The following is an 18751-nucleotide window of genomic DNA, read 5'->3' as shown; positions in this document are numbered from 1 at the left end:
GCCTAAGCCTCGATCCGTGGATCGACTCGGCGGGTGAGTCGGGGTAGGTGGTGGCTGACGCGGTTGGGTTGGGCGGCGGCAGTTGGGCAGGGGTGTGGTGCTGGTCTGCCCAGCTCTTCCACTGTCGGGGTTCCTCGGGTCGTGCCTTGCGGCTGGTGGATCGCTCAGGTGGTGATCGGTGGTCCGTGGGCGGTGTCGAAGACGCGGTCCCATGTCTGGAGCCAGCGCTCGGCCCAGGGCCAATGTGCGGGCAGGTGCAGGACGGGGCGGCGCTGCGGCCTGGTTAGGCGAGCTGGGACGTTGATGATCTGACGCCGCAGGGTCGTGCCTCGAGCGGGGATCGGGATGTTCTGTCCAGCGGTGTTGCGGGTGCGTGGGGCCAGGGTGTCGGTCGCGCGGAGCAGGTTGTAGGCCATGGCCGCGCACAGGGTCCAGGCGTGGTTCGCGGCGAACCTGCCTGAGGGCATGTGCGCGAACGGTCCGTCGATCAGGTCAGCGAAGACGGTCTCGATGACCGCGTGACGACGGTGGGTGATGTCCGCGGCCGTCACGGGCTCGGTGTTGTTGGTGAAGAACGGGTGATGCCGCCAGAGCGGGAACAACTCCTCGAGGCCGGCATCGAGGTTGGTCTTGTCGCGCACCCGCCGCACGATGAGCCGTGCGGTGACCGGGTTGTTCTGTGCGAACGCGGTGTAGGAGGTCTCGGCGACCTCGGCATCGGAGATCAGCTCACCGGTGTCGGGATCGGCCACGGCGCCGGGATAGTGCACCGGTTGCCACGCATCGTCGGGGATCCGGGAGATCGCGGCGGCAACAGCGTCGTTGTGTCTGAGCACGACCGAGAACTCCACACCGGCGTTGATGCAGGCGTTGACCACGGCACTGCTGCCGTACGCGGAGTCGCCCCGCACCAGAATCTTCCCGGTGCTCGTTCCGGTGCTCGTTCCGGTGCTCGTTCCGGTGCTCGTTCCGGTGCTCGTTCCGGTGCTCGTTCCGGCGCCGCAGGCGCGGGCAGTCCGGATCGCTTCTTCGACCATGGATGCGGCTGCTTTGCCCGATCCTGCTTTCCCGGCTCGTAGCCGTACACCGGCCACGACAGGAGCGCTGGTGGGGGTGCTGATCGTGGTGACCAGCGGCGAGAGACCCTTGCGGAGCAACGCGCGGCCCGCGATCTTGGCATGGCCGTAACTCGCTCCTTGCTTCTGGTAGCCGTAGACCGGGCGCAACAGCGAGTCGATGTCGATGAACGCCTGCTCACCGACCCCGTCCAGCAGCTCGGTGGACGCGACCAGGTTCACCAGGTGCGAGCGCGCGACCGAGGCGAGTTGGGAGACATGTCCGTGGGTGAACGAGCGGAGGAACTGGCCCAGCGTCGCTGGTGCGTAGACCCCGCCGAACAGTTCCTTCATCCCGCCGGCGCGGACGATGTCGAGGTCCTCGATGCACTCGGCGCCCACGGCCATGCCCGCGATGATCGTGGCGATCTTCCCCGCCGGGTTCACCCCAGCCGAGCGGACGAGCGAGGACTTGATCGACACCCGGTCGGCGAGGAGCCCGGAGAGTCCGGACTGCTCGGCCAACGCCATCACCGGCACCAGTCCGGCATGCGACACGAGGTGGTCTTCATCGAAGACCGGCGTGGCTCGGGACCACTCTTGATGTAGTTTCACTTCCAGTGCCTCTTCGGCTCGAGCGACTCGCGACTTCAGCAATCACGATTCTCCCAGCCAGGAGGCACTTTCACGTCCAGGCCCGCCGCAACCCATGTCGCGAACCCCGAGTCGATCCACGGATCGAGGCTAAGACCGTTCGCGTAGTCGAAGACCGCCCAATCCCATCCGCTCTCGTAGGCAGGTGAGGCCGTCGCGAGCAAGCGCCGGCGGGCCACATCAAGCCCCAGCGCGAGACGACACTGTGCCCTTCCATCTGCGTATCCCCTCATCCATTCAGCCTCACCCGTCGGACCCATAGACATCAGTCGCACACTTGTTCGATCTCTCGTCAAGGGGTGGGCTCCAGCTTCAGAAGCGAGTCACTCCGACTCGCATCTGAGAACACGCCTGCCGTTATTCTCAGTTACAGTGGTCAACCGAGACTTATGCGGGAGGTGTTGTCAGTTGAGTGAGGGCCCACGGGCTCGTTGGTCGGCACGCCTGCATGTCGTGGTGCCGCCCCACGATTACCGCGAGGTGGCGTGGCGGCAGACCCATCGCGGTGGGAGCGTCGAGGACCGAACGCTGCGCGATGTCGTGGTTGCAGTTCCGCCCGCCATCGCCCAGCTGGACCCGGGCGTTCCCAACGACCTGCTGGCCGAGTGTGACGAGGCGCTGCGGGTGGTGGCGCGGCTCGATGAGGTCAGTGGGGAGCACCTGCGGCCGCTGGCGACCCTGCTGTTGCGCGCAGAATCGGTGGCCTCCTCCAAGATCGAGCACGAGGAGGCCAGCATCGAGGACTTCGCGCGGGCGTTGCACGGGGTGAGAGCGAACTCCTCGGCTAGCTCGATGGTGGCCGCCTCCGGGGCGATGGATCAGCTCTTGGAAGGTCCGGTCGACGTCGAGCGGATCACCGGGGCACACCGACGACTTATGGCCGAGGACCCCTCGGAGAAGGAGCACGCGGGCCGCTGGCGCGAGATGCAGAACTGGATCGGCGGGTCCAACCACTCACCTCGCAACGCCCTCTATGTCCCTCCCCCTCCGGCCGACGTGCCGGGACTGATGGCCGACCTGGTGGCGTTCGCCAACCGCACGGACCTGTCCGTCATCGCTCAAGCCGCGATCGCGCACGCGCAGTTCGAGTCGATCCACCCCTTCACCGACGGCAACGGAAGGATCGGCCGCGCCCTGGCCGCCGCGGTCATCCGGCAGCGCGGCGTGGCCCGACATGTCGTCGTGCCGATCGCCTCGGCTCTGGTCGCCCGGCGCGACTACTACTTCGACACGCTCAACCAGTATCGGACCGGTGATGCGGGACCCATCGTCCACGCCTTCGCCCGCTCCGCGATCGTCGCCTCTCAGGAGGCGCTGACCACCAGCACCCGGGTCGCGGCGATGCCCGACCAGTGGCACGAGCTGGCCGGGCGTCCACGCGCGGGCAGCGCGCCCGCCACGGCCCTGACCTCGTTGCCGTCCGTGCCAGTCTTCACCGCCGAGGACCTCGAGTCCCGGCTGGGCCTGTCGACGGCGGCCACCTACCGTGCGATCGACCGGCTTGCGGGGGCCGGAGTGATTCGCCCGTTGACCACCAGGACGCGCAACCAGATCTGGGGCGCCAGCGACCTGCTCGATGAGCTCGAGGACCTCGGAGTGCGGATCGGCGGGCGGGCCAGCGAGCTGTCCGAACCACCTACGCTGTAGCCGGTTCCCGCCAAGGGTGCCGCGAGCAGCAGCGCTCAGCCGGGTTCAGCTAGCCTCGATGTAGGAGCTGAGTGCTGCCTGGAGTTCGCGTATGCGCTCCGGACGAGCACGGTAGGTGACCCGTTGGCCGGATCGAGCGACCGAGCGGGCGGGCGTGGTCGCCAGCACGCCGAGCTCGGTCAGGGCCGCGAGGTTCAGCTGGGCGGTCTTGGGGTGGATGCCGAGCGCTGTCGCCACGGCGCTTCGCGTGACCCACTCCTGAGCCGAGACGAACCGTAGGATCGCCACTCGCGCCGGCACGCCGAAGGCCTCGACCGCAGCAGCGACGTCGGGCGGCAGGTCCATGCTCAGCGCGCGCACCCCTCCATTGTCGGGTCTTGCGCGGCCATCGCATCTAGCGGATAGTATCAATATCCGCTTATGGAGGTGGTGTGAATGATCGACGACACTCACCAGTGGTGGCAGGCGCCGCCCTGCCCGACCTGGTGCACGAAGACCCACTCGCCCGACGATCCCCCCGATGAGCGCTGGCACGACTCGTCCCTGGTGACGGTGCCCGTCGTCCAGCAACACGGCAGCGGCGGTCCCCTAACATCGACCGAACTGGTCGTGGGCGCCTCGACCCGCGGTGTGGGCGCGGACACCTGGGTCCACCTCACCTCCGAGCCGCCCGGGCGCACGATTGCCATCAGCACGGAGAGCGCCCGGCGACTCATCGCCAGCCTCGACCGACTCCTCGACACCCTGTGACGGGCAAACAGTCGAGGTCACCTTCGTCCCCGATGCAGGAGGTAGCGATGAATGTTCCGACTCTGACGTGGCGTACCGATGACTGCCCTGCGTGGTGCGCCTCTGAGCATCACCCCAGTGACCACCCGGAGGATTGCTATCACCGAAGCGAGCCGTCGTGGCTCGACGTCTTGGCCTCCACGGAGCAGGCCGCGGTCCCGACGGCCACGGAGGCAACGACGTTGACCATCGTGCGGGTAAGCGCTGTGGGCCAGCGGCTGGAGTGGCTGCGCATCGAGCCAGCGGAGGACCTCGGGCCGAGGCTGGTGCTGACGGTGGAGTCGGCCGTGTTACTGACCCAGCACCTCGAACGTCAGCTCAGCCGTGCTCACCACGGGTAGCCGGGCTAGGACCAGCGCACGTGGCGGGGACGCCGGGGTTTGGCCGGACGGGACCGCCCGCGGGGTGAGACCCATCGGCCGACTGCTCGGGGGGCGGGCTCGTCGTCGCCGGGTGCTCCGTAGACCTCGGCGGCGATGGCCTCGATGGCTTCGACGGCTGCCCATACGGCGTCGGGGTCGGCGAGCCGGTAGCAGTCGTTGAGCTGGTCTCGTGCTGCGCCGAGCTGGGCTCGGGTGGTGTCGGGATGGTCGGCCAGTGCGGTGAGGGCGCGTTGGGCCCGTCTGATCGCTGTTGCTCGCTCGGCGGCGCGCATCGTGTCGGTGTGCTCGCCGGGCCGGTCGGGGCCGGGCTTACTCATCGTCCTCACCTTGCCGTTCGGGATTCCCGGGCTCGTTGGGACCGGCGAACTCGGTGGTGATCTCCCCGGTCTCCAGGTCGACCAGACCGAGCCGCGGCGGAGCGGGCGCCTGCTGGGTGCGGCCGCGGCGCGGGAGGGCGTCGAGGTCGGCGGCATAGAGGTCCGTGCGACGGGTGGTGTCGCGTTCGGAGATGTGCTGGCTGTGTCGGCTGCGGCCTGGCCACGGCACGTGGTCATCGTCGCAGTGTGCCTTGAGGCGGGTGCCGAGGCGGTCGATGACGGCGGGCAGGCAGTAGCGATGCCACTCTTCGAGCGCGTCGCTGGTCATCGCCAGACCGGCCCGTCTTCGTTGGTCGGCCACGACCGCGACCTCGTGGACCAGGTGAGGATGGGCGGGCCAGCAGGTCGGGATCATCGCGCCCACGTCCCAGGTGTACTCGTGGTTGAGCCAGACCACGACGTCCTCGAGCCAGGCCCACACCTGGTAGCGCAGCTCGGGGTCCAGGCAGGTGGCCGGGTCCCAGGGTCGCGGCAGGAGAGCGGGGTTCCCGATCTGCTTCTTCTGCTCATCACTCCCGTTCACCGCGAGGTGGAGCTCACGGTAGGCCAGCCGGACCTGCGCCCCGGGGACCGGAAACGGATAGATCATCGGATGCGGAGCACGGGTGGCCTGTGGTGCGGGCATCGCGATCAGTCCTCCCCGACGCGGTGGGCAACTGGGCGGGCGTCCTCGATCAGGCCCAGGCGTCGTGCTTCGACGACCGCGGCGCTCGTGCGGGCCTCGGTGGTGACGACCATGTCCCGGTCGGCGGTGAGCCGTTCACGGAGGGCTCGCTGCTGGCCCAGGAGCTGCTCGCCGGCCTTGCCCTCGACGCAGCGCGTGAGCTTGGCGATGATCGGCTTGCCGTTCTCCGCGACCACCAGTGCCTGGCGTTCGGGAAGCTGGCGGACCTCCTCGGGGCGCAGGATCGGAATGTCGTCGCCCGACGTGGTGCGCCCACCCATCGAGCCGGACTGATAGGAGTGCCGCGCGATGCGGACAGTGCCGAGGAGATCGGAGATCTCCTGGTTGAAGGCCACGTCCTTGGAGCCGCCGAACATGACCAGGACGTTGGTCAGGCCCAGCAGCGCCCTGGCCTCGTGCTCGCCGAAGATGCTGGTCAGCTGCGGCCTGGTTTGGGCCGCCCAGATGAACGACAGTCCCAGGGCGCGCTCGTTGGACATCCGGGTGCGCAGCGTGGGCAGCGGCGCGGTCGAGGGCAGCTCGTCGAGAACCGAGAGCAGTGGTGGGCACAGCCGTCCGCCCCACGGTGAGTTGTTGGCCAGCACCAGGCCGGTGTCGAGCACATGCTCGGCGACCGCGGTCATCAACGGACTGGCACTGGCGTAGGGGTCCTCGCGGCCCAGCAGGTAGATCGTGCCGCCCCGACGGATCACCTCGGACAGGTCGGTGCCTGCCCTGCCCGGTGACGGGATGCAGCGGCGGCGGATGTCGGCTTGGAAGAAGAGGCTCATGGCCTGCTGGACGGTGGTGATCGTGTTCCCCGCCGTGCGGTCATCACCGCTCAAGGCGCCATGCAGCAGGCCGTGCCAGAAGGGTGCGGCATGGGGATGGCGGCGCAGGATCTCGCCGGGGTCGGTCGCCGCCTGGGGGTTGGCCACCCACCGGAGCACGTCGTCGAGGGACTTGCCGCTCAACGCGGCAGCGTGGAAGTAGGCCTGCATGACCTTGGACGCCTCGGCGGCATAGAAGCGCGCCGCGTCGTCGCCCGTGCCGCCGTGGATCGCCCCCTTGACCGTGCCGGCGGTGAAGGCCTTGGCCCTGCGTTCGGCGATCTTGGGGTCTACACACCCCGCGATCGGGTCCCACACGAGCTCGGTGGCAACACCGTGGGCTAGGCCGAACGGGTCGAGGACCACACACGGCCGCTCGCCGGTGGAGCGCTCGGTCAGGCTCAACAGCAGGTCCTCAACCTTGGTCAAGGTCACCAACGCCGCGCCCGGTGCGCCGAGCAACGCCGGCGTGAGCAGGTCCAGGGTCTTCCCCGACCCCTGTGGCCCGATCACGCCGGCGGTGCGGTCCCACGGCACCCACAGGTCGTGGCCGCGCGGCTCGTGGGCCCGGCCGACACGCCAACCGACATCTGCGGGGTCGAAGCGCAGCCTCATCGCCCGCGCCTGTCGCGAATCCAGGGACTGCTCAGTCCCCGGCCGATCTGGCTACCCGAGGGCTCGGTCTCGGGGTAGCCCGCGGTCCGATGCACTGGAGTCGACACACCGTGTCCACCGTGCAGGTCGGGGCGGACGAGCCCGGCGACCTTGCGCAACCGGGTCACGCCCAGCAGCTTCTCGGCCTCGGCTGCGGTGGCCATGCCCCGCATCCGCCCCGGTCCCCAGCGCAGGTAAGCACTGATCGCGGCCCAGCAGGCCAGGGCCACCAACACCGCCTCGCTCACACCGAGTGTCGTCCAGAGCAGACCGGGGCCGGCAAGGTCGTTCGTTGCACCATCGGGCAGGCCGGCTCCGGCATCACCGGCGAGGATGCCCGGCAGACTGGTCCAGAACGCGGCACCGATCGGTGAGGAGACCAAGCCGGTCTCACCGCCGGTGTCGGGGACGGGCCAGGTCCAGCCAGCGCCCGCTATCAGGTTGGCCACCGACCGTCCCAGCTGGACACCGGCCACGACCACGATCGCTACGCCGGGGGTGAGCGCGGCCGGGATCTCCCAGCTCCACGGATAGGGATCTCTGCGTCGTTCACGCTGCATGCCCGCCGTCGCCTCCCGACCCTCTTCTCGCGGCCTCGTACCTCCACCTAGGGCGTCACGTCATGCTCAGGCGATCAGCCGCCCAGGCCGACCGCAGTTGGTTTGCATCGATCAGCTGCGGCTGGCGTTCTGGTCGAGCCGTGTCCCGTCGAGCGGATCGCCGGGGGTGAGGCTGGCGGCGCTACACGTCACGGGCTGGACCGGGCGCTATGTCGCTCGCTAGGGGGCCGAGCGGTGCGGTGCGACGTTCGAGGGATGCACCGGAGCTTCTGGTCGTCCGAGACGCTGAGACTGTTGCAGCCGCTCTGCCGCCTCGCCCGGAGACGGGGCCTCGTCGACGAGGCTCGTCGTCTCTTCGCCGAGAGCGAGGTCACTCGCGGCGGGATTCCTCTCCAGCCGGGAGATCACCAGGACGTCTGCGTCCGCTGCCAGCACCCGAGCGGCCGGCGCCGGGAGGCTTGGGTTTGTTGCGAGTCGGCGCCGGACGTCGGTGTCGGAGTCGGTGGCTAGGCGGTTCAAGCTGTCTGCGTCAGTGCTGGGGTTCGCGGCTGTCTGGGCTCGGACGCTGGGGTCGGTGTCCTGCGACAGGGCGGCAAGGACCGCGGCCGGGGACCAGGGGTTCCTCGCGACACCGGCACGCACATACCGGTTCGAGTCTCCCGCGAGGTGGACCAGGACCTCGAGGGGCGTCGACGTGTTCGCCCCGACCTTCGAGCGCACGTCCGGCGTCTGGGACTCGGCGAGCCGGATCAGAGTGGCAGCAGCGGTTGCCGGGTTGTTCGCTACCTGCATCTGGGTGAAGCCGTCGGTCTGGGCGAGTCTGTCCAGGACATCTGGCGGGGTGTGGGGGTTGCCGCCGATGTGCTGCCGGAACCCGTTGTAGATCGGTGAGGGCATGTTCGCCAGACGGCGCAGCGTCTCGGCCGAGGTGTTCGTGTGGTCGGCGACCTGTGCCTTGACCGCGGTATCCGGATGGTCGGCGAGGCGGTCCAGGGTCTGGGGCCGGGTGCTGGGATTGTGTGCGACGAACCAGCTCACCTTGGTGTCGGTCAGCGCGGGTGCGTCGTCGGGGTCGTTCGCGAGCCGGTCCAGGGCCTCCGCGGGGGTCAGCGGGTTGTGCGCGACCAGTCGGCGTACTCGCACCTCCTGGTCGCTGGCCAGAACGTCGAGGGTCTCTGGTGTGAGGCTCGGGTTCTGTGCCGCCGCCAAGCGCACGGCGACCTTGCCATGTCGTGCCAGCTGGTCGAGGGTCGCTGGGTCCTCAGAGCTCTTCGCGGCGGCAATGGCTTCGACCGCCGGCACTCTCACAAGCGGTGAGGGGATCGCAGAGGCGCCCTGGCTGAGCGGGCGGTAGGCGACGTAGGGGACGCCGGTCTCGTCGCTGATCACGATGTTGCCCGATGTGTCGATCTCAGCCTGCTGCTTCTTCCACTCCAGATGCACACCGCGTCCGGTTCCATCGCGGGTGCTGATCATTTCGTAGGCCGTCTGCTTGGTGACGGTGCGGACGTCGGGGTCGGGCAGCTCGGCATTCAACGGCGGACGCAGGTAGACGACCTGGACCTGGCTCCCTACGAAGAGGGTTCGACGCGCCCGTGCTAGGGAGATGGGCCCGAGGTCGGTGCCGATCGGGGCTCCGGTCGAGGGATCGTTCCCAGGTGTGGTTGTCACTTACCTGCTCCCCCCTTCGCCAGGGGCCAGAATGACGACGATCCCGACTGCGAGCTCCCAGCCCCGCCGACGCGGTCCGGTCTGCGCTGTCGTTGCACTGCCTACCTCCTCGGTCTCAGGACCTAGGGAGAAACCGAGGGCCTCGGCGGTCACGGGACGGTGGCGTTCTGAGCGAGCCAAGTCGAGGGATTCGTGTTGTCCGGCCCGTAGATGGAGCCGTTCTTCAGATGGACCTCGAAGTGAAGGTGGCATCCCTCGGTGTTGCCGCGGTCACCGACCTGGCCGATCCGCTGTCCGGGCGTGACCTTCTGACCGCGGCTGACCTCGACGCGTTGCATGTGGGCGTACCAGGTGGTCAGCGAGGAGGGGCCGGTGGTGACCTTGACCAGCCAGGGGCCTGCCCAGCCTTGGCTGGTGTCGATCTCGATGGTCCCGGCGTGGGCGGCATAGACCGCGGTGCCACACGGGGCGCCGAAGTCGGTGCCGGTGTGCCAGCTGCTCCAGTTCGGACCGGTGGCGTGCCAGTTGTGTGCGTCCTTGCCTCTGTAGGCGGCCGGGACGGGGTAGACGACCTTCCCGGCGGCCGCACCGCAGTCGAGGGTTCCCTTGGTGCCGGCGACGCTGACGTGGACGTGGTCCATATGCATGTTGGTCGGATCGGTGGCCCCGGATGGATGGGAGTAGGGGCGCCAGTCCTTGTCGCCGGTCGACCAGATCTTGGCCCGCCAGATCACGTAGGTGACGCCGAGCTCGCGGGCGTTGGAGCGGACCCAGGCGGCAATGCGGTCACCGTGGTCGACCCCAGACTGCTTCTGCCAGTCCTTGATCATGATGTCGACCGCGCGGCCGGTCGCGTGGTCCGAGCCGGCGTTGTTCGCTCGCTCCCCAAGGCCGTGGTAGGTGTGGGTGCCGAAGCGAGCGTCGATCGAGCGCAGCACCAGCACCGCGTCCGGGGTGAGGCCCTTCTCCGCCGCGAGTCCGGTGGCGGGACAGCTGCTGGCAGCACCGGCGGTCGTCGCGACGACCAAGGGGTGGTCGCTGATCTTCTTGTCCCGGGTCGAGCCGTCGACGCGGGCCGAGGCCCAGGTGAGGTTGGCGCCGTAGATGTGGTCGACCGCAGCGCCGGCCTTGGGCCGGCGACACGGATCACTCGATCCGCCGAACGCGTTGTCCAGGACCGGCGCCAGCACGCAGTGGGAGGCGTCCTTGCCGTCGCTGGCGTCGTTGAAGTCGCCCACGATGACCACCGGTGCGCCGGTGCTCCTCAGGTCGGTCATGGTCGCCAGTTGGCGACGCAGGGCCTCGACGCGGTGCTTCTTGGCGCCGATCGGGTTGTGGATGCTCCAGACCCACAGCACCTGATTGGTGGTGGTGGAGGTGAGCTGGACCAGCGGCATCGGGGTCTCAGCGTCACCGAAGTAAGGGATGTCGACGAGCCGGGCGTCCGTCATCGTCCAGGCTGCGCGGTCCCAGACCACCTTGTTCTGCAGGTTGTTGGTCGGGTACATCCCCCACCGGTCGGCGTAGTCGCGTTCCAGGGCCTTGCTCTGGGGCGGGTGGACCTCCTGAAGACCGGCGATCGTGACGCCGGAGGTCTCCAACAGGGTCATCGCCTTGGGTAGGCGAACGTCCCAGGCGGGCATGTCCTTGTTCTCCCCGCCGCCCAGGCCGGTGCCGGGCTTACCGTCGGTGTGGCTGGCGCCGAGGATATTGAAGGTCGCCAGCGTGACCGGTGCCCCGTCGTCGGCGCACTGTCCGGTCGTACCAGCGTCTCCAGGACCTTCGGGCAGGTCGCCGCCGAGGAGGTCGGTCATGTCGGCGGCGACCTGCTCCCATTGGGTGTAGGCGTTGGGGAACCCGGAGCGTTGGACCTGTTGTGCGGCCTGGGTCAGCGGGAGGCTCTGCCAGCCGTCGATGTCGAGCAGGCCGGTGTTGTTGGTGTGGTCGGCGCGGCCGTAGAACGCCCGGGTGGCCAGCATCGGATCGCTGATCTGGGCACGGCTCCCCCATCCGGTGGAGGGGCGTTGCTGGAACAGGCCGATGGAGTCGCGATCACCGCCCGGCAGGTTGACGAGCTTGGATTCCTGGATAGCTGTGGCCAGGGCGATCTGCAGTCCTCGGCGCGGTACGCCGAGGTCACGGGAGACTTGGGCGATGGTGATCGCGTTGTCGGCCTGCTCGGCGGTGATGGTCGGGTAGCCCTCGGCGAACCGCAGTTGCATCAGCCGGCCGCGCGCACCGGCTGAGGAGGCGGTGGCAGCACGGGCCGGCGCCGCTGCCTTGCCCGTTGTGGCGCCCGCGGTCGTGGAGCCCGTGGTTGTGGCGGCGGAGCGAGTGCTGGTCGTGGTGGTGGGTCCGGCGCCGTTCATGGTCAGGCGGGCGGCGACCCACTGGTGGTCTGAGGCCATCGTGCCGGTCCATGACTTCGCCAGTCGCACGCCTTGGTGGCGGGGAAAGAAGACGAAGTCGACCGAGTGATTGGCCCAGGCGTAGCCGGCTGCTTTCATCTTCGCTGCCGCGGCCCACTCCAGGTTCGTGTAGGAGGCGTGGGTGTTCATGTCCCCGGCGATCAGGACCGGCCCGTGCTCGGCCAGGGCGTCGCGTAGTTGAAGCAGGGTGTCCATCCCTGCTCCGTACTGCTCAGGTCGGGTCAGTGGTGGGTTGCCGTGCTGGCGCTGGATCTTGTGGGGGTTGGTCATGTGGTGCACGGCGATGACCGAGACCACGGCGTCGTCGCTCTTGCGTTGCAGCAGGACCCAGGTGGCGAACCGGTCCCAGGTGACCTTGCGGCCCTGGTAGTAGGTCTTGTCGTCCTCGACGATCTTGATCTGGCCGGCGTTCTTCTTGTCCCATGCTGCGTTCTTCCACAGCACGGCGTTGCCGAGGGACTGCTCTCCGCCGGGGCCGGGTTCGCGAGGGCCTCGGAAGGCGGTGTAGCCGGGGGCCGCGGCCTCGATCTGGGTGAGGCTGCGTCCACCGATCTCGTTGAGCGTGACGAAGTCCGGGTCGGTGGAGAGCACCTTGGGCATGGAGGAGCGCAGACCCTCCAGCCCCGACCGGTTCGGGATGTTCGCCTGGGCCAGCCCGATCCTGCCCGTGACCGGCCCTCCGACAGGTCCGTCGATGGCACCAAGACCAGCTCCCCGACTCGGGCCTGTGCCGGTGCCCTGTGCTTGGTAGGTAGGGGCGTGGCAGTTGGCGGCCGCCTGGGTGGTCAAGGTGGTGATCGCCAGCAGCGCGAAGATCGGGATGCCGGCGATCACCATCACGACCGGCAGGCCGAGCAGGAGAATCTTCTTCACGTCGGGCCCACCCCGCGACCGTCCTGGCCGATGTGCAGGTTCACGCTCGCTGACGATCCGTCAGATTTCCGGGGAACATTCACAAGGCTGCCTCGAGGGCCTCGTTGGTGTAGTAGAGCTGCTTCTCGATCGGGTGGAGGACGGTGGCGACTTTGTAGACGGAGTCGCCTACGCACCACAGGGCTCGGCCCTTGTCCTGCATGGCCCAGCCGGTGACGAGGTCTTGGGCGATCTGGCCCAGGCCGAGCATGGAGTCCAGCTCGCGGGCGACCTTGGGCTTCTGGCCGCCGAGGATCTTGATGTCGGCGAGCTCGAGGAGGTCCTTGGCGATGTCGGCGGCCTGGGAGTCGGCGTCGCCGACCGAGAGCAGATCGGAGGGCTTGTGGCAGTTGGCGAACTGAATGTCACCGCCCCTGCCGGCCATGCCGCGGGAGAGCCTCAGGTCGGCATCGAAGCTCATCACCGCGGTCACGCCGAGACGCATCTGCTTCCACACCTCGTCGCGGACCACGATCCGCAGGTCACCGGGCTCCGCAATCTCGCGCAGGCCACGGCCCCAGGAGTTCAGGCACAGCAGCGCGATGCCGACTGCCTCGTCGCCGAGGTCGTCGAGACGGGACAAACTCAACGATTGGATCGGGGCACGCCAGTCGATGGCGATGTTGGTGTGGTCGTCGAACAATCCGGCGAGGGTGCCGGTGACGAGCTGGCCCAGCGCGTTGCGCAAGAGCCTTGTCTCGTCGAGGAACTGCCTGGTCGAGCCGTACTCGCACGCGGCGATGAGGTCCGCGGTGGGGTTGTGCAGCAGGTGCCACAGTTGCGGGATGGTGGTCTCACGCAAGTGGGTGTCGCCGGCTGCGTAGCCGGTGAGGATCTGCAGGGCGTTGCGGACCACGTCGGCCTCATCGGGCCCGAAGGGGACGTGCTGGTGGCCGACCTTCATGGAGCCGACCAGGCCACGGATGAGGGTGAGCCAGTGAGCGAAGATGATCGTGGCGCGTTGGCGGGCCTCATCGGCGGGCAGGGTCTCCCAGCCGTGTCCGAGTGGCCCCATGGTCAGCGGGTTGATCCGGGCGCCCATGCCGGGGCCGATCACGATGGGCTCCACGCCGTGGGCGCGGCACAGGGACTCGTACTCGTCCTTGGGATCGCCCAGGACCAGGGTCTTGTAGCCAAACGGCATCATCCGGGTGCAGAAGGCCTTGGTGGTGCCGGCCTTGCCGGTGCCGGGCTTGGCGAACTGAAAGATGTTGGGGTTCGTGACCGGGACGTCGTCGCGCAGCACCCAGCCGAACGGGTCGCAGTAGAAGGAGCCGCCGGAGAGCTGGTCGACGCCCATCTGTGCCCCGGTCGGCGGCAGCGCGGGCGCGGAGATGAAGGGCCAGTAGACCGGCGCCTGGTCGGTGGTCATCCGGTACGCCACCACCGGGGCGGTGGCAGCCGCCCACCCGCGACCGCGGTGGGCGGTGCCGCGGCGCGGCGCGTACCTGAACAGCTTCGGCTCCTTGACCGGCGGGAGCGGGGCCGGCGAGCGCGGGAGGTCGTGGCCGAAGTCGGCCAGCAGTGCCGTCATGTCCCGACCACGTCGCCGGCCGGTGCGGCGCGGGCTGGTCATCAGGCGTCTCCGGTGCGAGTCAGGCCGATGCCCAGAGGCACGGCGGTGGCGGCGAAGGCGGTGTCTTGGGCCAGGTCCAGTCGCAGCGGGGAGAATCCGGCGCGGCGGACCGAGACGTCGAGGCGCCGGCCGAACTCGGCGATCCGCAGGGTCTTGGGCACGGTCACGGTGCACACCCCGTAGGGGCGGATCAGGTAGTTGCCCCTGGCGAGCTTGTAGTCCATGCCGCGGGCCTTCGCGGCGTCTTGACGCTGCTTGGCGCGCATCTTCATCCCGAGGCGGCCGCGCAGGGCCTCGGCGGTGTCGGCTGCCCATTCGGCGTTGCCCGAGGCCCGGTCGGCCTTGGAGGCGGGCACGATCGGGTAGGCCACGGCGAAGGAGCGTCGCTCGCCGGCCTCGCTCGGGGTCAGGATCGGGGCCAGGGCTCCCATGACGGCGCCGGTGGCGGGGAGTTTGATGGTGGAGCTGACCGAGTTCCAGGCGTCGTGGCTGTAGTGGCGCACCAGCGGGTCGGCGCCCGAGGGGCCGGCCATTGCCCACGGCACGCGGGCGTTGATCGGCGGTTCGGCGTCCGGGGTGCGGTCGCGCAGGGCCAGGGCCTCGACGATGCCGGCCCGGTCGCCGGGAGCGAAGCCGGTGCGGCAGGCCAGGGCGAGCTCGGGTGAGGTCAGCCAGGACACCGAGGTCATGCCCATCGGGCCGCGCAGCTGGGCCTCGATCTCGCCCATGAGCAGGTACATCTCGCGGGCGCGGCCTTCCAGGCCGCCGCCGGACTCCTTGGCCGAGCGGGCAATGCGGGTCTCGGGGACCACGATGGTGAGGAACTGCTCGGTGCGTACTGATGCCTGGGTCAGGCCCCGGGCGAGGTCGGCGTTGATCCGCTCGGCCAGCGGCGGAGCAGCAGGGCGGCGGTGACTGCTCACCCACAGGTCGCGTTCGGCGCCGTCCTCGGGGACGGTACGGACCACGAAGATGAGCTCATCGATCTTCTCGGTCCGTCCCGCGACGTCGATCAGCTCGGTCAGAGCCTGGCCGTAGCGGTGCCGGGCCTCGGCGTCGACCATCCCGATGCCCGGATGGACGATCGCGGCGGTCACCGCCCAGGTCTTGGTGGCGTGGTCGGCGATGATCGCGACGCGCTGCAGGTTCGATCCGTGCGGAGGGCCGTCGTGGATCTGGACTCCTTGCAGCACGCCGGGCAGGTCCGGCACGTCGAGATCCTCGACCCGGCCCGCCGAGGCCTTGGACCGGAAGGCGGTCCAGCCGGTCAGACCGCCCAGTGCGTAGGCGGTCGCGGCGATCATCCAGCCGGTCGCCGAGCGACCACGGACCGGGACGACCGTCACCAAGAAGACGGCCAGCCAGATCGCCGCCAGCAGCAGCGCCGAGACCCAGGCGCCCTCACGCATCGCCCACAGCACCGGAAGGACCCCGACCGCCACGATCGCGAGCTGGGCACCGGAGATCCCGAAGAACCACCCGATCCGGTCCTTGGAGTAGTCGGCATACGTCGTCGCCATGCGCTCGGTCCTCTCACTTGCTCACGTCCTGATCCGGTCCTTGCCCCGGAGGGCTCTGCTCCGGGTCCTCTTGCGGGGTTCCTGCTGAAAGCTCTGATGAGGCAGGTGGGTGCTCACGCCACGGGTGGCACCGCGCCCGCGGCACCGGCACCCCCGGCACCGGCACCGCCCGCTCCGCCGGCTCCTCCCCCACCGCCGGTCGGCGGCTTAGAGGTTCCGCCAATAGGTCATGGTTGTCGTGCTGGTCGACCGTCCCAGCGGTGGGTGATCCAGGCCTGGCGGACGAGTCGTCGGATGATGATCGCGGCGTTGGCCAGCGCGATGAAGGCCTCGATCACCTGGGTGCGACGCTCGGTGCAGATGGCGAGCTTCTTGAACCCGCGGTTGTGCCAGGAGTTGGTCCGCTCCACGACCCACCGGGCACCGGCTTGGAGCGGGAAGCCCTTCTTACTGATCACGCCCTCGCAGCCGAGCTCGTCGAGCAGGTCGCGGGTCTTGCGGCTGTCGTAGCCAGCGTCGAGGTGGACCGTGATGTCGTCGGGCAGCCCATCACCGAAACCCAGGTCGAAGCGGCCCAGGTGCTCCAAGGTGGGGCGCAGGAGCGGTGAGTCGTTGCGGTGCGCGCCCGCGACGACACACCCCAGCGGGATGCCGGCAGCTTCCACCAACAGGGACCGCTTGGTTCCCTGTTTCCCGCGATCTACCGGGGATCTGCCCGCTGCCTCGCCACCACAGGGAGCCTTCACGATGCACCCGTCGACCGTGACATCGCAGAGGTCCAGACCGACGATCTGGTCGTAGGCGTCCAGACAGATCTGCTCCAGCGTCTTGAAGATCCCGACCTCGATCCACTCATCACGGCGCCGACGGATCGTGGTGGCCGAGCACGTGGTGTCGGCGATGCGGTCGTAGGCGGCGCCGAGCACCGCGATCTGGACCAGCTTGTCGAACACAACCCGGTCCGCGATACGCGGTCGGTGACACCCAAGGGGATGAGCGTCGATGGGTTCAGGGATCAGCGCGGCGAACTGGTCCCACAGCGGTTCGATGATGAAAGATGGCAGGGCAGGCACGAGCACCTCGGGGAAGAGAAGTGGCGTCAGACACCCCTTCTGTTACCGAGGCTCGTGCCTGTCCTGCGTGACCGACACGCCCTCACCGCTCAATACCTATTGGCGGAACCTCTTAGCTCCCCCGGCTGGCGGACGCCCCTGGCCTCCGCCTGAGTGGCCGCCTGGGTCACCGCCGCTCGGTGAGCTCGACTGGTCCGGGGTCGGGGAAGGCGGGGTGGGTGGTGCCGAGGTGGTTGTCGACAAGTCGGGGCTAGGCGGCAGCGGAGGCATCGGCGCGGTGGGCGTACCGCCGTCACCGTCGCCGTCCTCGCCTGAATTGCCGGCGTCGTCGCCGTCCTCCGAGCGGGGGTGGCCGGGTCGGCTGGTGTTGCCCTTGCGCGCGCGGGCGGCGGAGAAGTCTGGGCCGTAGGTGTGGTGACCCACCCCGGCCTGATTGGCCTCATCGGAGACCAGGGAGGTCGCCTTGGAGCCGGCGCTCTGGAGGGCGCCAAGCCCGGCTGCCAGACCGGCCCCGACGGGGCCGAGCTTGCCCAGCATCCCTTGGGAGGCGCCGCTGAAGCGGCTGCTGGTGGAATCCTCGGCTCCCTGCTCGCCTGCGGAGCGGCCGTGAGAGTCGCTGGCCGAGGCTGCCGCCGACCCACCGCCGCTGCTGCCGCCGGCCAGGAGACCTTGGAGCCCGCCCTGGAAGGCCATGCCCTGGCGGAAACTGGCGCCCGAGGGGGTACCGGGGTCGACGAAGGCCAACAGTTTGAACAGCGCCAGGGGTGCGACGACGCTGACGCAGATCAGCATCACCGCGGGCAGGGCGGTGCCGATGGACTTGGCGGTGTCGTCGGCCAGGTGGGCGGCCACGCCGTTGGACATCTGGATGCCGATGCCCAGCACGAGCACCATCAGCACCGGGGTGAAGGCGGCGGCATGGAACCACCTCAGTGACTTCCAGAACCACGACCGGCCCGCGTCGGAGACCAGGCCGGCGGCCGCGAGCGGCCCCGTGGCGGTGAGGATCAGCAGGGCTGCGGCGCGGGCGAAGTAGACCAGGATGTGCCCGATCGCAGCGATCCACAGCACCAGCCCGAGGAGACCGAGCACGGTGGCCACGACGCCGTCGGACAGGCTCTGGACGCTGATGCCGCCCAGGGGGTCGAAGTCTGGCCAGGTGTTGACCTTGAGCAGTGCCTTCATCAGTGCCTTGGTCAAGGCGGCGCAGGCGGTGATGACGGTGGCGCAGTAGAGGAACCAGCAGGCGCAGACCACGACGAACTGGCCCGAGCCGATCAGCGCCCGGGCCAGCGTCTTGCCCTCGCGTTTGAACGCGGCGGCGCCGAGCTGGATCAGCGTCATGATCGCCACCAGTGCCAGGGCCAGCCACAAGGCGTAGGCGTAGACGTCGCGCCCGGGGCCGTCGGGGCTCAGGTCAGGGGTCAGGAACAGCTCGGAGAAGGAGAGCACGATCCTCAGCACGTAGAGGCCGGCCTGCCAGATCGCCAGCATCGCCGCGGTCCAGGCATCGGCCGCAGCCTTGGCGACGATCTCGCCCAGCGCGGCGAACGGGTTGGAGATGCCAGGTAGGCCGGGGATGGTGTTGCCCAAGCTCAGCAGTCCGCCCAGGCCGGGCAGCCCGGGGAGTCCCGGCAGGCCGATCAGGTCACCAGCCACGTCGCACAAGGCGTCCAGCAGGCCGCATCCGTCCACCCCTGGAATCCCGCTCGGCAGCCCTTCCCCAAGACCGCCCCGAAGTGCGGTAGGGGCCATGTCCTTGGCGAGGCCAGCACGAGCGTTGAACCCCGTGGTCGCCTTCGTGACACCGCTGGTAAGGCCGTGCCGAACCGACACCTGGCCCAATACCTGACCGGGTGTGCTCACTGCGAGCGGGCTGCTGCTGGCAGCGGAGGCACCGGGTGCGGCCACTGTGCCGAGCAGTACGGCCAACAGCAGGGTCATCAGCAGGACAGGC

Annotated in this window: 15 protein-coding genes; 3 read left to right on the top strand and 12 right to left on the bottom strand. The window is 69.0% G+C overall.

The genetic code is table 11. The features are described from left to right. Nucleotides 1-164: 164 nt before the first annotated feature. Nucleotides 165-1670, bottom strand: a complete 1506-nt coding sequence (locus ACUP6Y_RS10335) for an IS1380 family transposase (RefSeq protein WP_462552199.1) — start codon at nt 1668-1670, stop codon at nt 165-167. A gap of 411 nt (nt 1671-2081) precedes the next feature. On the opposite strand from ACUP6Y_RS10335, the gene ACUP6Y_RS10330 reads away from it, so the two are divergent. Beyond that, the gene (locus ACUP6Y_RS10330) at nt 2082-3356 is read left to right on the top strand and encodes a Fic family protein (protein WP_462555948.1); all 1275 of its coding nucleotides are present in this window, start codon (nt 2082-2084) and stop codon (nt 3354-3356) included. 45 nt (nt 3357-3401) lie between these two features. Here ACUP6Y_RS10330 and ACUP6Y_RS10325 read toward each other — a convergent pair whose 3' ends face one another. Then, nucleotides 3402-3716, bottom strand: a complete 315-nt coding sequence (locus tag ACUP6Y_RS10325; protein WP_462555946.1) for an ArsR/SmtB family transcription factor — start codon at nt 3714-3716, stop codon at nt 3402-3404. A gap of 75 nt (nt 3717-3791) precedes the next feature. Here ACUP6Y_RS10325 and ACUP6Y_RS10320 point away from each other — a divergent pair, with 75 nt between their 5' ends. Together ACUP6Y_RS10320 and ACUP6Y_RS10315 are read left to right on the top strand one after the other, a co-directional pair. Next, entirely contained in the window at nt 3792-4106 is a 315-nt protein-coding gene (locus ACUP6Y_RS10320) for a DUF6907 domain-containing protein (protein WP_462555944.1), read from the top strand. Between the two features lie 32 nt (nt 4107-4138). Further along, nucleotides 4139-4486, top strand: coding sequence for a DUF6907 domain-containing protein (locus tag ACUP6Y_RS10315; RefSeq protein WP_462555942.1), 348 nt, complete (start codon nt 4139-4141; stop codon nt 4484-4486). Nucleotides 4487-4491: 5 nt separating this feature from the next. On the opposite strand, the gene ACUP6Y_RS10310 is transcribed toward ACUP6Y_RS10315, so the two are convergent. The 10 genes from ACUP6Y_RS10310 to ACUP6Y_RS10265 form a co-directional block, all read right to left on the bottom strand. Continuing rightward, a complete protein-coding gene (locus ACUP6Y_RS10310) occupies nt 4492-4845 on the bottom strand; it encodes a hypothetical protein (RefSeq protein WP_462555940.1) in 354 nt (117 codons plus the stop codon). Next, entirely contained in the window at nt 4838-5530 is a 693-nt protein-coding gene (locus tag ACUP6Y_RS10305) for a hypothetical protein (RefSeq protein WP_462555937.1), read from the bottom strand. The genes ACUP6Y_RS10310 and ACUP6Y_RS10305 overlap by 8 nt, the downstream gene beginning before the upstream one ends. A 5-nt stretch (nt 5531-5535) precedes the next feature. Beyond that, nucleotides 5536-7014, bottom strand: a complete 1479-nt coding sequence (locus ACUP6Y_RS10300) for a type IV secretory system conjugative DNA transfer family protein (protein WP_462555935.1) — start codon at nt 7012-7014, stop codon at nt 5536-5538. After that, complete coding sequence (locus ACUP6Y_RS10295; RefSeq protein ID WP_462555933.1) at nt 7011-7529, bottom strand: hypothetical protein; 519 nt, start codon at nt 7527-7529, stop codon at nt 7011-7013. Before ACUP6Y_RS10295 ends, ACUP6Y_RS10300 begins: the two co-directional genes overlap by 4 nt. Nucleotides 7530-7832: 303 nt before the next feature. Beyond that, the gene (locus tag ACUP6Y_RS10290) at nt 7833-9284 is read right to left on the bottom strand and encodes a hypothetical protein (protein WP_462555931.1); all 1452 of its coding nucleotides are present in this window, start codon (nt 9282-9284) and stop codon (nt 7833-7835) included. Between the two features lie 149 nt (nt 9285-9433). After that, a complete protein-coding gene (locus ACUP6Y_RS10285; RefSeq protein WP_462555929.1) occupies nt 9434-12586 on the bottom strand; it encodes a peptidoglycan DD-metalloendopeptidase family protein in 3153 nt (1050 codons plus the stop codon). A gap of 79 nt (nt 12587-12665) precedes the next feature. Then, complete coding sequence (locus ACUP6Y_RS10280; protein ID WP_462555927.1) at nt 12666-14201, bottom strand: ATP-binding protein; 1536 nt, start codon at nt 14199-14201, stop codon at nt 12666-12668. After that, entirely contained in the window at nt 14201-15721 is a 1521-nt protein-coding gene (locus ACUP6Y_RS10275) for an SCO6880 family protein (protein WP_462555925.1), read from the bottom strand. Before ACUP6Y_RS10275 ends, ACUP6Y_RS10280 begins: the two co-directional genes overlap by 1 nt. A gap of 227 nt (nt 15722-15948) precedes the next feature. After that, on the bottom strand, nt 15949-16794 hold the full coding sequence (locus tag ACUP6Y_RS10270; protein ID WP_462553709.1) for an IS5 family transposase: 846 nt from the start codon (nt 16792-16794) through the stop codon (nt 15949-15951). Between the two features lie 96 nt (nt 16795-16890). After that, a complete protein-coding gene (locus ACUP6Y_RS10265) occupies nt 16891-18738 on the bottom strand; it encodes a type IV secretion system protein (protein WP_462555923.1) in 1848 nt (615 codons plus the stop codon). Nucleotides 18739-18751 lie beyond the last annotated feature (13 nt).

The sequence above is a fragment of the Nocardioides sp. S5-5 genome (assembly GCF_054954065.1).
This window is presented reverse-complemented; position numbering and strand designations above follow the sequence as displayed.

Coding starts and splice junctions, on each gene's coding strand:
- ACUP6Y_RS10310 (WP_462555940.1), bottom strand. CDS start 4,845: ATGAGTAAGCCCGGCCCCGACCGGCCCGGCGAGCACACCGACACGATG.
- ACUP6Y_RS10315 (WP_462555942.1), top strand. CDS start 4,139: ATGCAGGAGGTAGCGATGAATGTTCCGACTCTGACGTGGCGTACCGAT.
- ACUP6Y_RS10305 (WP_462555937.1), bottom strand. CDS start 5,530: ATGCCCGCACCACAGGCCACCCGTGCTCCGCATCCGATGATCTATCCG.
- ACUP6Y_RS10275 (WP_462555925.1), bottom strand. CDS start 15,721: ATGGCGACGACGTATGCCGACTACTCCAAGGACCGGATCGGGTGGTTC.
- ACUP6Y_RS10280 (WP_462555927.1), bottom strand. CDS start 14,201: ATGACCAGCCCGCGCCGCACCGGCCGGCGACGTGGTCGGGACATGACG.
- ACUP6Y_RS10300 (WP_462555935.1), bottom strand. CDS start 7,014: ATGAGGCTGCGCTTCGACCCCGCAGATGTCGGTTGGCGTGTCGGCCGG.
- ACUP6Y_RS10320 (WP_462555944.1), top strand. CDS start 3,792: ATGATCGACGACACTCACCAGTGGTGGCAGGCGCCGCCCTGCCCGACC.
- ACUP6Y_RS10265 (WP_462555923.1), bottom strand. CDS start 18,738: ATGACCCTGCTGTTGGCCGTACTGCTCGGCACAGTGGCCGCACCCGGT.